General features: G+C 43.8%; 11 protein-coding genes. 4 read left to right on the forward strand and 7 right to left on the reverse strand.

Annotated features, from left to right (window positions below; all coding sequences use genetic code 11):
- Positions 1-161 precede the first annotated feature (161 nt).
- The 4 genes from AACW75_RS01955 (at position 162) to AACW75_RS01970 (ending at position 5,772) form a co-directional block, all read left to right on the forward strand.
- Complete coding sequence (locus AACW75_RS01955; RefSeq protein WP_145568139.1) at positions 162-731, forward strand: PilZ domain-containing protein; 570 nt, start codon at positions 162-164, stop codon at positions 729-731.
- Between the two features lie 6 nt (positions 732-737).
- Complete coding sequence (gene mfd / locus AACW75_RS01960; protein ID WP_145568137.1) at positions 738-4,199, forward strand: transcription-repair coupling factor; 3,462 nt, start codon at positions 738-740, stop codon at positions 4,197-4,199.
- A 63-nt stretch (positions 4,200-4,262) separates the two neighbouring features.
- Entirely contained in the window at positions 4,263-5,036 is a 774-nt protein-coding gene (locus AACW75_RS01965) for a peptidoglycan binding protein CsiV (protein WP_145568136.1), read from the forward strand.
- Positions 5,037-5,226: 190 nt separating this feature from the next.
- Positions 5,227-5,772: a GNAT family N-acetyltransferase gene (locus AACW75_RS01970; protein WP_135456632.1), complete on the forward strand. Its 546-nt coding sequence runs from the start codon at positions 5,227-5,229 to the stop codon at positions 5,770-5,772.
- Positions 5,773-5,900: 128 nt separating this feature from the next.
- On the opposite strand, the gene AACW75_RS01975 is transcribed toward AACW75_RS01970, so the two are convergent.
- The 7 genes from AACW75_RS01975 to hinT all read right to left on the reverse strand — a co-directional run bounded on the left by AACW75_RS01975 (position 5,901) and on the right by hinT (position 12,401).
- The gene (locus AACW75_RS01975; protein WP_017073872.1) at positions 5,901-7,190 is read right to left on the reverse strand and encodes an NAD(P)/FAD-dependent oxidoreductase; all 1,290 of its coding nucleotides are present in this window, start codon (positions 7,188-7,190) and stop codon (positions 5,901-5,903) included.
- A gap of 484 nt (positions 7,191-7,674) precedes the next feature.
- The gene (gene ycfP / locus AACW75_RS01980) at positions 7,675-8,214 is read right to left on the reverse strand and encodes an alpha/beta hydrolase YcfP (RefSeq protein WP_017073873.1); all 540 of its coding nucleotides are present in this window, start codon (positions 8,212-8,214) and stop codon (positions 7,675-7,677) included.
- Between the two features lie 109 nt (positions 8,215-8,323).
- Positions 8,324-9,178, reverse strand: a complete 855-nt coding sequence (locus tag AACW75_RS01985) for a phosphotransferase (protein WP_145568134.1) — start codon at positions 9,176-9,178, stop codon at positions 8,324-8,326.
- A 186-nt stretch (positions 9,179-9,364) separates the two neighbouring features.
- Positions 9,365-9,955 carry a penicillin-binding protein activator LpoB gene (lpoB, locus tag AACW75_RS01990; protein WP_004736264.1) on the reverse strand — a complete coding sequence of 197 codons (591 nt, stop codon included), beginning with the start codon at positions 9,953-9,955 and terminating at the stop codon, positions 9,365-9,367.
- 92 nt (positions 9,956-10,047) lie between these two features.
- Positions 10,048-10,431 (reverse strand): YcfL family protein, encoded by a 384-nt coding sequence (locus AACW75_RS01995; RefSeq protein ID WP_145568132.1) that lies wholly within the window; start codon positions 10,429-10,431, stop codon positions 10,048-10,050.
- On the reverse strand, positions 10,431-11,822 hold the full coding sequence (locus tag AACW75_RS02000) for a COG3014 family protein (protein WP_145568131.1): 1,392 nt from the start codon (positions 11,820-11,822) through the stop codon (positions 10,431-10,433). Before AACW75_RS02000 ends, AACW75_RS01995 begins: the two co-directional genes overlap by 1 nt.
- 228 nt (positions 11,823-12,050) lie before the next feature.
- Positions 12,051-12,401, reverse strand: coding sequence for a purine nucleoside phosphoramidase (hinT, locus tag AACW75_RS02005; protein WP_102551550.1), 351 nt, complete (start codon positions 12,399-12,401; stop codon positions 12,051-12,053).
- Between the last annotated feature and the right edge of the window lie 147 nt (positions 12,402-12,548).

Consider the following 12,548-nt stretch of genomic DNA (forward strand, 5'->3'; position numbering starts at 1 on the left):
ATTGAAAATATAGAGTGAATTAACTCAATTAGTTAGGCTTGAAAAACAGAACCTTGTTAAATTGCGAGATTTCAAACAACTATTTGAGACTTTCAATTAACTGACCTTGATTACTGCGGCCACATAGCGATAATCAATAGATCACTTCAAGGAACTAACGCATGACAGAACAAGAGTTTTTCACCGTTCACCACAGCCTTACCGCTAATATTGAGCCAATGGAAAGTAACTTCACTTTACCCTCTCAAATTCAATTTGAATCCGAGATCCCTGCCCCGTTTGTTGTGGCAAGTGAATTTAGCCAATTGGATCTATTGGCCGACAGTGCTCGCAACGAACTGAAAAACAGCGACTTGAAGAATGTCATTAGTTTATTGGATGCACAAAACTCTAAATTAAACCTCTTGTTGAGCTTTATGTTGTCGCAACAAGATGATGAGCAATTTCGTACCCACACCTACTCATTTGGTGCGAGTCAATTTTCCTGTTTTTCAAAAACAGACATAGAGCAGGGCCGCTTAGTAAAAGCCAAGCTTTTTATCGAGCACCCTGCCGCTGCTATTTATTGCTATGCGGAAGTTTTCGCTAGCGAGCCTAAAGATTCAGGCTTCGAAATCAAATTTAAATATGCTCATCTTCGTGATACTGACCAAGATTTGTTAATCAAGGCAGCCCTTCATCAACAACAAAAGCTCTTACGTCAACGCTCTTTAGAACGAGATAACAAGTAAATAGACATGACAAAACAATCCATTTTCACACTACCTAAACTCAAAGGCGCTGGTGATAAAAAACACATCGGTAACCTAGTTGGTTCATCTCTCGCGCTTGCTATCGCTAAACTTGCGGAGCAGCATAACAGCCATACCGTACTGGCTGTAACGGACCCACAAATCGCGCTGAAACTTCAATCTGAAATTGAACAGTTTACAGCCCATGAAGTTGCATTATTCCCCGATTGGGAAACGTTGCCATACGACAACTTCTCGCCGCACCAAGAGATCATTTCAGATAGGATCGCGCGTCTTTATGCACTGCCGACTCTAAAAGACGGCATCACAATCGTACCGATCAGTACACTATTGCAACGTCAGTCACCTCGCGACTTTTTGTTACAGCACACTCTGATGGTGAAAACGGGCGATCTGTACTCGTTAGAAAAACTGCGCCTTCAGCTTGAAAAATCTGGCTATCGTTACGTAGACCAAGTGTTTGGCCCGGGTGAGTATGCGAGCCGAGGTTCAATTCTCGACTTGTTCCCAATGGGCAGCAAAGACCCGTATCGTATCGACTTCTTCGATGACGAGATCGACACCATCCGTACTTTCGATCCTGAAAATCAGCGCTCTATCGAAGACATATCTGAGATTCGATTGCTGCCCGCTCATGAGTTTCCAACCTCAGAAAGCGCAATCGAAGATTTCCGTATTCGCTGGCGTCAGCAATTCGATGCGCGCCGTGAACCAGAATCTATCTATATGCAGGTTTCTAAAGGCACTTGGCCTGCTGGTATAGAATATTGGCAACCGCTGTTTTTCGAACATACCGAGACCTTATTCGACTATGTTGCGGATGAAGCACAAATCTTAATTCTTGGTGACGTAGAAACCGCCGTTGATTCTTTCCTTACCGACGTTGCTCACCGATACGAGCAACGGGGTGTAGACCCATTACGCCCTCTGCTAACACCAGAACAACTTTGGCTAAAGAAAGACGAACTATTCGCACACTTCAAACAAAAGCCTCAGGTCAACCTGAGCTTAGACTCAATTGAAGAGAAAGCTGGGCGTGTCAATTTACCGGTTGCGTCTCTGCCTGATCTTAGTGTTCAACATCAGAATAAAGAACCTCTCGCTAATCTAAGAAAATTCACCGAAGCCTTCGATGGCAAAGTCGTCTTTTCTGTAGAATCTGAAGGTCGTCGTGAAGCACTTAGTGAATTGCTTAGAGGCATCAAGGTAAGACCTTGGGAGGTTAAAAACCTCGACGCGGCAATTAAAGCTAAAGATAAGTTCAGCCTGATATTAGGCTCAGCTGAGCATGGCTTTATCCATGAAGAACAAAATATAGCCCTTATTTGTGAAAGCGACCTGTTGGGCGATCGCGTAATTCAACGTCGCAAGAAAGATAAGAAAAGCGTTAACAGCGACACAGTAATCCGTCACCTAGCTGAACTTAAACCGGGTCAGCCTGTTGTTCACATTGACCACGGTATTGGTCGCTATATCGGCCTGCAAACGCTCGAAGCCGGCGGCATGAAAACCGAATACGTAACGCTTGAGTATCAAAACGATGCCAAGTTATACGTGCCTGTTGCTTCTTTAAACTTAATTGGACGCTACTCTGGTGGTGCTGAAGATTCTGCGCCGTTGCATAAGCTTGGCGGTGAAGCATGGCAGAAAGCTCGTAAACGAGCGGCTGAAAAAGTACGTGATGTTGCAGCGGAATTGCTTGATGTATACGCCAAGCGTGAGCTAAAACCTGGCTACAAATTTGTACTCGACCGCGATCAATACGCGACCTTCAAGTCTGGATTTCCATTTGAAGAAACTGACGACCAAGCCATGGCTATCAACGCGGTGATGTCTGACATGTGCCAAGCTAAAGCCATGGATCGCTTGGTATGTGGTGATGTTGGTTTTGGTAAAACAGAAGTCGCAATGCGCGCGGCGTTTGTGTGTACCGACAACAGCAAACAAGTAGCGGTGTTAGTACCAACCACCCTGCTTGCTCAGCAACACTTTGAAAACTTCCGAGACCGTTTTGCGAACCTTCCGATTCGTGTCGAAGTTCTGTCTCGATTCAAATCCGCCAAAGAGCAGAAGTTAATTATGCAAGATGTCACCGACGGCAAGGTCGATATCTTGGTCGGTACCCATAAGCTACTTTCTAGCGACATTAAGTTTAAAGATCTTGGCTTATTGGTTGTCGATGAGGAGCACCGATTTGGTGTTAGACAGAAAGAAAAAGTGAAAGCAATGCGCGCGGATGTCGATATCCTAACGCTAACCGCAACACCGATTCCGCGTACGTTGAACATGGCTATGAGCGGCATGCGTGATCTGTCGATCATCGCAACACCACCAGCACGACGCTTAGCAATAAAAACCTTCGTTCGCGAAAGTGACGATGCCATGGTCAGAGAAGCGGTACTCCGTGAGATCATGCGTGGTGGTCAGGTTTACTTCCTGCATAACCAAGTTGACACCATTGAGAAAACGGCGGAATCACTGCAAAAACTGATTCCAGAGGCTCGAGTAACGGTGGCTCATGGTCAAATGCGTGAACGCGAACTAGAACGCATCATGAATGACTTCTACCACCAGCGCTTTAACTTGTTGGTGTGTACCACCATCATTGAAACAGGTATCGACGTTCCTACGGCGAACACTATCTTGATGGACAGAGCCGATAACCTCGGTTTAGCACAATTGCACCAATTACGTGGTCGTGTGGGTCGTTCACACCATCAAGCTTACGCGTACATGCTGACGCCACACCCGAAGGCAATGACTAAAGATGCGATCAAGCGTTTAGACGCGATTGCCTCTTTGGAAGATCTCGGTGCGGGCTTTACCTTAGCAACCCATGATTTAGAAATTCGTGGCGCGGGTGAGTTGTTAGGTGATGAACAAAGTGGCCAAATCCAATCGGTTGGTTTTACCCTTTACATGGAAATGCTTGAACAAGCAGTTGAGGCACTAAAAGAAGGCCGAGAGCCATCTCTTGATGACCTATTGCGTGAGCAAACTGAAATTGAAATGCGTCTGCCTGCGCTATTACCAGACGACTATATTCCAGACATCAATACCCGCTTATCAACCTATAAGCGTATTGCGAGTGTCAGTGATACCGATGAATTGGCAGAGTTAAAAGTCGAACTGATTGATCGTTTTGGCCTTCTACCTGATGCAACCAAGAATTTGCTTTCTGTTTCAGAACTTAAGTTGGCGGCGGCATCAATTAAAGTGAAGAAAATAGAAGCTCATGATAAAGGTGGATTCTTAGAATTCTACCCAGATGCTGACATAAACCCGACCTACCTTGTTAAACTGTTGCAATCTCAACCGCAAAAGTTTTCAATGGAAGGACCAACAAAGTTCAAGTTTACGATACCATTGGTCGACAGACGGAAACGAATTCAATTTGTTAGTGATTTATTGGGCGAATTCAGGCAAAACTTGCTGCCATCAGCTTAAGACTCAATCCACTTGCACATATAAATTATCCAGCCGATAGATCGGCTGAAAGACGGAGTAAAAATGAAAAGACTGATCCCACTGCTACTATTGTTCGTCTCATTGCCAAGTTTGGCGCAGAGACAATTTGATATAGAAGTGATCATTTTTAAGCGCGCAGTTGATGCAGAAAAAGTGAATGAATCTTGGCCAAACACACAGCCTAAGATTTCACTTGAGCGCGTGGGTTCATTTCAAGACACCCAATACCGAGCAAAGAAAGGCGTCCAGATGCTTCCTTACTCGGAATACAAGCTAACGCCTCAAAAAGATAAGCTACGTAAACACGCTGGCTTTGAAGTTCTAATGCATACAGCTTGGCGTCAAGGTGATCAAGGTAAGAGCTCAGCGCCTGTCTTCCACATTCAAGCAGGTAAAGACTTCTCTAAAGATTTTAATGCCGACGGCTCAGAAAAAGGAGCCGTTACTACGACAACAACAGGTGCTGATGGCTTCCAAGAAGAGACCATCGATAAACCGCTTTACGAGTTAGACGGCAAACTACAAATCTACGTGCAGCACTACCTATACGCTGAAACCACACTGGATTTAAAAGCACCAAGCGTTCGTGAAGTCACTCTACAAGAACAACAAATTGAGCTAGATTCACCCGTAAGTGGTGCAGAAAGTAACGTTCAAGTCGGTAACTTAACTGAGATTTCTCCGACAGTTGAAGTAGAAGAATTCCTAAAGAGCTACCGTATGGACCAAAAACGTCGCATGCGTAGTACAGAGACTCATTACCTTGATCACCCTCTGCTTGGTATGGTGATTCAAGTTCGACGCGTAGCGCAGTAAGTCGCTGTATAAGAATAAGAATTCATTCGTAAACAACTCAGCTTTGATTATATAAATAGTGACTTACATGAGTACTGATCTATATAGATATTGAGCTAGATAAATACTGAGTTGTATGGATTAATGATTCAAGACGCCCTCCATTGTGAGGGCGTTTTATTAGTACTTACAATGTTAATTGGTACGTCCTATGAGCCCTGATTTTCAAATCAATACCCAACACCTCAGCCTCAAGATTATTGAAGCTTCTGACGCTCCACAATTTTCTCAACTGGTTCAATCATCTCCGAGCTTGTTTCCATGGGTTGATTGGTGCCACGACGAATTTTCTATCGTAGAAGCAGAAAGATTCATTCTTGCAACTCGTTTAAATTGGGTTAAATCTGATGCGTTTGGCTTTGGTATTTTCGAACGCAACAGCGATAAACTGGTCGGCATGGTTGCCATTAATGAGCTATACCACACCTTTAATATGGCGAGTTTAGGCTATTGGGTAGGTGACCGGTTTCAAAGAAAAGGGATCGCGAAAGAAGCGATGCAGGCCCTATTTGAGTTTTGCTTTGCTCAACTGAAATTAACGCGCTTGGAAATTGTTTGCGATACAGAAAACCGACCAAGCCAAAGACTGATAGAGAAATGTGGCGCCGAACGAGAAACGATTGCGAAGAATCGCTTTGTTTTTAACGGTAAGCCAAAAGATGGCGTGGTTTACTCAGTATTACCGCCAACAGCTTAGCCCGAATCCGCTAACAAAGATGATAAGCAGTTAAAAATTCAAATATCACTTAATCGACACGATCAAAAAAGAGCTCCGAAGAGCTCTTTTTTATCATCAGCGTAACCACCTTTATAAGGCTTAACTGATTAGTGAAGCTTTAGGTTTGGGCGAAGTACACGGTTAATACGACCAACCAGCATCATCAACGATGTTTTGATTAGTCCGTGCAGCGCCATTTGGTGCATGCGGTACAAAGAAATGTAAACGATACGAGCAATACGACCTTCAACCATCATAGAACCTTTAGTCAGGTTACCCATCAGACTACCTACCGTAGAGAAGCGGCTTAATGAAACAAGCGAGCCTTTATCTTTGTAGATGTAATCTTTAAGGTCACGGCCGTTTAGCTTGGCGATAATATTGCCAAATGCACAGCTTGCCATTTGGTGAGCGGCTTGTGCACGAGGTGGAACAAATGAACCATCAGCTTGTGTACATTGCGCCAAGTCGCCAATAGCAAAAATATTGTCATCAAGCGTCGTTTGCAACGTGTTTTTCACAACTAATTGGTTGATACGGTTAGTCTCAAGACCACCAATATCTTTCATGAAATCTGGCGCTTTAATACCTGCAGCCCAAACCATGATTTGTGCTGGGATCTTCTCACCATCTTTAGTCGTTAGGCCGTCAGCATCAGCTTGTGTAACCATTGTAGTCGTACGCACAGTAACACCAAGCTTAGTAAGCTCAGAGTGTGCTGCGCTCGAAATACGAGGTGGTAGAGCAGGAAGGATACGCTCCCCCGCTTCAACAAGGTTAACGTTCAGCTTGCTTGAATCTAGATCACCGAAGCCGTAAGTACGAAGCTCTTTAACCGCGTTGTGCAACTCAGCAGAAAGCTCTACACCTGTCGCCCCAGCACCAACAATCGCGATATCGACTGTACCTTGGCCATTCTTAGCGTGCAGTTTTAAGAACTGGTTGTTCATTTCAGTACGGAAACGGTGTGCTTGTTCTGGGCTATCAAGGAAAATACAGTTGTCACGAACGCCAGGAGTATTGAAATCGTTTGACGTTGAACCGAGAGCCATCACTAGAATATCGTATTCAAGCTCACGACTTGGCATAAGCAGTTCACCGTGATCATCGGTAAGCTCGCTCAGTGCAATCACTTTACGCTCACGATCGATGTCGTTTAGGCTGCCCATTTGAAAATCGAAGTAATGGTTTTTTGCATGAGCGCGGTAGCTCAAAGCATCCACGCCTTCATCCAATGAACCGGTTGCTACTTCATGAAGTAATGGTTTCCATAGGTGACTCGCTTTACGGTCTACCAGAGTAATCTGGGCACGCTTTTTACGACCTAAAGTGCGGCCTAGCTTAGTTGCTAGTTCTAAACCACCAGCACCGCCGCCTACTACGATAATTTTTGTCAAAATGACAATCCTCTACAAAATGAATAAATGGGGTTCAGCTCGAATACTCCAGCCGATAAATTCTATGTATCTACTCGCCTTGCGCTTAAAGGCTATGGCTTATCTGATAACTGCGAAAATGAATAACAGCAACTCACGAGTAGTTAGAGGGATACGAACAACAAACTTAGGTTTGAGGTCCTGTTTACATGGATAAAAGGTGACTACCTGAGAGGTAGAGCACAAATAGTGGGCAAGTTTATCACTCGCTCTCAGTTTTTCTTGATATTTATCAAAATATTTTTCTTCAGAACATTATATATAGCAAAAAGATGACCGCAACAAAAATCCTTACCCTTAATGAGGATTCGCCACTAATTAGTTAACGATTGCGTAAACTCGTCGATAAAACACATTCAACAGATTTATCAGTCATCGTCTTTCGGTTTCAGATATAAAAAAAGCAGCACTCGATGAGTGCTGCTTTTATAAAATAAACCAATAATTAAGCGTTCTTGAAGGCTTTCATTGCTTGAAGATGTTGAGAAATTTTTGTGAACTTATGACTCTCTTTTTCGTCCCAGATAATATCGTAGTAGTCTTCGAGCGCTGCGGCAGTTTTGGTATTATCGTGAATTTCATCTTCACGAGAAAGTACCACTAAACAACGCCCTTTGTTCTTCATACGATACTGAGCCACGCACTTAGTTGCGATATCTTCGTATTCTTCTGGACGGTCAATTCTGCCGACCATATTGTTCTCAGGCTGCAGATTGGGGTTGAACACCACCTGCTTAATACCACACAAGAAACCAATACGCTCAGACCAAAAACCGCCTAATCCTACACCACAAATAATTGGATGCGGATCGTCTGATTGTTCAATCACTTTATGCACTTCTTTGAGCAAGTGTTGCATATCGTGTTTTGGGTGCAAAGTACTGTAGTTGATGAAACGAATGTCATCATCAATGAATTGCAACTGCAGTACTTTTTCGTGGTTGCCAGGGCTTGTAGAATCGAAGCCGTGCAAGTAAATAATCATTTGTACCTCCCCCGTTGAATGCTGGTACGCTTAGATTAATCTAACATGAAAAATAAGGTTTTAAAGGGAAGAGCGCCGAAATTATATTTTTCACTTCCTAAACGTGATCCTAACAACAGAAAGTGTGACTCAGAGCCTCTGCTTCATGTAGGTAACTTTCATCGCCCCACAGTTGATGCGCAAGTAAATACCACAACATGGCCATCATTCTACTGCGTGGCAACCAGGCCTCTACACCGTCGAGCCAAGGCTGAACATCATGAATATCTCGCAACTGACAATACTTTTGAACAGACTCAGTGACTGGAACGCCAGCAACCGAAATTGTCAATGTTAGATCGAGCCTAGGATCGGCTAACGCTGCATACTCCCAATCAATAATCTTAATCCCGTCACTATTCTTCACTAGATTGTAACCGCCCAAATCAAAGTGACATAAAGACAAGCCTAGATTTGGGATACTCGGAGCCACGCGCCACTGTTGATAAATTTGAGTGTAGACGTCAGTTTTATGAATAGCATCAAGTTGAAGCCAATAATGGTCGACTCGCGACGTGAAACTAAATGGCTGGAGAGGTAATCGCTTGGTGTTAACCAAATGCACAGAGATCAGCGTTTTCAACAAGTCATCAAGATCTAAACCTTCGTCGAGCGAATCGCCAGCAATCCATTCGACCAATAGCCCGCTCTCATTAACGACTATAGGGCCAGGCCCAAGACCAAGACGTTCAATCGCAGAGAGCACTTGATACTCTTCATGACGAGAAATGAAGAACGCTTTGGTGATTGATGTAATCGGACGCCAAACATACGCGGTGCCATCGGCTAACACCAACTTCCAACATCGATTGGTCAAACCGCCTGTCAGCGTCTGTGCTCTAACTGGCGGCTCAGAAAAGTAACTATCAAGCGAACTCAGACTGGTATCAAGAAGCTTAGCTTCAGACCAAGAAAAAATTGCCATTATTCATCCCTATAAACGTCTTCATTTCCCTACAAAAAAGACACTGACCAAAAGCCAGTGTCTCTTCATTAACAGTGCACAATGTACTGCCTTCGCGCGTGGCCAAGCTATACGCTGCCAAGATTAAGCGCAGTCAAGACTAGACATTGTCAATACTGGCTGCGCATAGTTGGCAAGTAAGCGAAATTAAAGACCCAATAGGCTCTTAGATTGTTGCTTACGGATTTCAGTCTCATCAGCCCATTCAATCAAGCCAGACTCAAGATCCATTAGACGCATAGTCATTTTGTAGTAAACGTCTTCGTCGCTACCGTCTTTCTTAACGATGCTTGATAGGTTGCCGTACAACATGTACTGCGCGCCAACCATCTTACCGAACTGAATCGCTGAGCTTTGGTTTACAAGCTCATCATTGTTTTGGAAGTTCAATTGGTCACGAACAGACTCTACGCGGTCCATATCAACGAAACGGAACTTACCAGAGTTCAGCATTTTAGTACTGATAGTGTCAGTGATTGACTCAGTATCGATGTGCTCACTTGTCTTGTTCTTGATTCGCTCTACGAACACGATTGGACGTTGCTCACGAGTGATGTAAGACACTGAACCAGACGCCATCATGCTATCGACCATTTCACCCGCAATCGTTTGAAGGTCAGTTGAACCGAAATCGATTGTCGTGGTTTCTACTGCTTGTGCATCACCGTAGCTTACCTTGTTTGAACAACCGCCTAAAATAACCGCTAAACCTAGTAGCGCAACGACACTCTTTTTCATTTTGTTTCCTCAACTTATCACTGAGTGGGGTTACCCTCACTCTTAAATGCTTATATTGGCGAACCAAAAGGGTCCGCTTCTTAAAATCTAGCTTACTGCTCTCGGAACTGAACTCTAAACTGAGTTGCGTTCGGGTTTACCGACACTTCCGACAACGAAATACTTTCAAAACCGCGAACAATCGCTTGCTTCCAAGGACCTTGTTTAAGGTTGACCTCCAGGCCTGCATCGTCGTACCAGTAGAAACGATAAAGGATATTTTGATCGCCTTTATAGTTACTGTTTAAACGAACAATCCCTCTAGTGTGACCATCGACTTGGTCAGTGCGGATATCTTCAACCAATAGACGGCTACCCAATACCTTGTCACCAAAGAAAACGTTCTGAGTCAGGCTATCAACTCTTACGCCAGTTGTGTTATCAGCACAACCAGCCAGAGCCATAACCGCTGCTAAGCTCACTAACCACTTTTTCATTACAGCCTCCCTAGCTGTTTATGCCACATTGTTGCGTTGTTTCCTTGTCGAGAAATCCAAACCAAGGTGGTCTGCCCTTCTCGAATATCAAAATCATACGTTTTAGCACCTGCTTCCAACGTATATTGACCGCTATTTGCTACAAATGTGCTGCTCTTAATCTCTGCAGGCAATGATTGCCAACTGCGAGTGTCTGGTTGCTCCGTGAATACGTTCCACACGTTGAACAAAATATTACCCACATCGTTGCCTTTGGTCGCTTCTTTACGGATACGGTCTTTAGCTACCACACGTAGCGCTTGGCGAATCACGATACTCGTCATACGTTCAGACAAGTCATTCTGAGCCATCGCATTTACGTCAGTAATTAAACTTTCAGACAATGGTTGCCCATTGATTCGTAAAGCAGAAAAGCGTTCTACGTTTTGGCTTGGGTAGTATGGCAGCGCCAAAGAGTATATTGCCCCCTGATCGCGACTGTCATAAATAGGTAAATCTAGTCGCCAACTATCCATAGCTTGAACAGCACTCTGCTCTTGAAGAACAATCACTCGCCCTTGCCCACCACCTAACTTAGAAGATTGCTTATAGCGCTTTTCAAGTGTTGCTAAGTCTTGTCGCATTCCTAAACGAGCGGCTGTCGCCATCGTTCGATCGATGATTTCTTGGTTTTCCGGCATAACGGCCAGAGCACGTCGATAGTCAACATATGCGCTGTTTAAGTCATTGGACGCTTCATAAAGCAGCCCTGACAAAAACATCAAATATGCATTTTGTACAGATTGCAGCTTTTTACCCGCATCAGGGTAATTCGCAAGGATGCTACCGACATTGGCAGACAAACCTTGAGATTTAGCATCGCTAGCTGCTTTTTCTAGCTCGGCTTCGCGCTGTTTCTTTGCTTGTTCTTGTACCTGGTTGGCGCGACGCATTTCTATCACCGCACCTTCTAAATCATTTTTCTTAAGATAATTTAAACCGAGATAGAGATGAAGAAAGCCCAACTCGTAATCAGGCGGCGCATACTCGGTAATATTGTCATTCACAGCCAACGCACCCACGCTGGTTGCACTGTCTGAAATAGAAATTACTGCTTTGCTTTGTTGATCTTTTACTGCCTGATCAGCCAATTCAAACGAAGACTTACTTTCTGGATACTTTTGATCAAGCAGGTTAATTCTGCCCCTTTCAAAATTATCAAGAATATCTCCTGCCGCATAATCTGGTAACTCTTGTTGAGCCTCTGAATAATCTCCAGATTTTACTGCTTGGTATATCTCTTGGTTTTGTGCACTGTAATGGCTGAACAGACTTCCTGCCGACATACTCGCGCAACCTGCGGTCAGCGCCGATAACAGGGCAATAGAAGCGAATCTAAACTGTTGCTTCACTTAACGTCTCCGTGCATGTTTTAAATGCCAACTTCTGTACGATTAATGGCAAAACGATACTTTTATAACTTAATACGTTTAAAAAAATCACTTCGCCCAATTGATGCCGGTATTCAGACAACAAATGAAGTTTAAAGTTGGCATACAACCTACAATTTATCCAACTAGCTAAGTAATCAACTAACTAATCACTCAACTAGCTAGCTATTCAACCAACTGATTATTCAACTAGCTAATCAATAGCGGCCCAAGCGGACGACCACCGACTAAGTGCATGTGAATATGGTATACCTCTTGGCCGCCGTGAGAGTTACAGTTTACGATAAGACGGTAACCATCTTCGGCAATACCTTCTTCTTTTGCTAACTTACGAGCAACAGTAAACATGCGTCCCATCATCGCTTCATCTTCCATTTCAACATCGTTAGTTGTAGGAATCAGCTTGTTCGGGATAATTAGGATATGACTAGGAGCGCGAGGGTTGATATCGCGAAACGCCGTTACTAAGTCGTCTTGATATAGCAGATCTGCAGGGATTTCTTTATTAATGATCTTACTAAAGATGGTTTCTTCAGCCATGTTTTTCTCCGATAAAACATTTACTTTTTAATGTTTTGAGTATGCGCTATGCCGCAACAAACCACAATAAATCCGCTTTAAAGCATAATAAAAAACACCGTTCAAATCAAAGAAAACGAGCCTTAGCTCTCAAGAATGGCATGTTGA

The organism is Vibrio sp. L3-7 (assembly GCF_963898195.1).
Taxonomy (GTDB): Bacteria; Pseudomonadota; Gammaproteobacteria; order Enterobacterales; family Vibrionaceae; genus Vibrio; species Vibrio echinoideorum.

Bases quoted from the DNA above. Each gene is read 5' to 3' on its own strand.
- AACW75_RS01955 (WP_145568139.1), top strand. From the start codon at position 162: ATGACAGAACAAGAGTTTTTCACCGTTCACCACAGCCTTACCGCTAAT.
- mfd (WP_145568137.1), top strand. From the start codon at position 738: ATGACAAAACAATCCATTTTCACACTACCTAAACTCAAAGGCGCTGGT.
- AACW75_RS01965 (WP_145568136.1), top strand. From the start codon at position 4,263: ATGAAAAGACTGATCCCACTGCTACTATTGTTCGTCTCATTGCCAAGT.
- AACW75_RS01970 (WP_135456632.1), top strand. From the start codon at position 5,227: ATGAGCCCTGATTTTCAAATCAATACCCAACACCTCAGCCTCAAGATT.
- ycfP (WP_017073873.1), bottom strand. From the start codon at position 8,214: ATGATTATTTACTTGCACGGCTTCGATTCTACAAGCCCTGGCAACCAC.
- AACW75_RS01985 (WP_145568134.1), bottom strand. From the start codon at position 9,178: ATGGCAATTTTTTCTTGGTCTGAAGCTAAGCTTCTTGATACCAGTCTG.
- lpoB (WP_004736264.1), bottom strand. From the start codon at position 9,955: ATGAAAAAGAGTGTCGTTGCGCTACTAGGTTTAGCGGTTATTTTAGGC.
- AACW75_RS01995 (WP_145568132.1), bottom strand. From the start codon at position 10,431: ATGAAAAAGTGGTTAGTGAGCTTAGCAGCGGTTATGGCTCTGGCTGGT.
- hinT (WP_102551550.1), bottom strand. From the start codon at position 12,401: ATGGCTGAAGAAACCATCTTTAGTAAGATCATTAATAAAGAAATCCCT.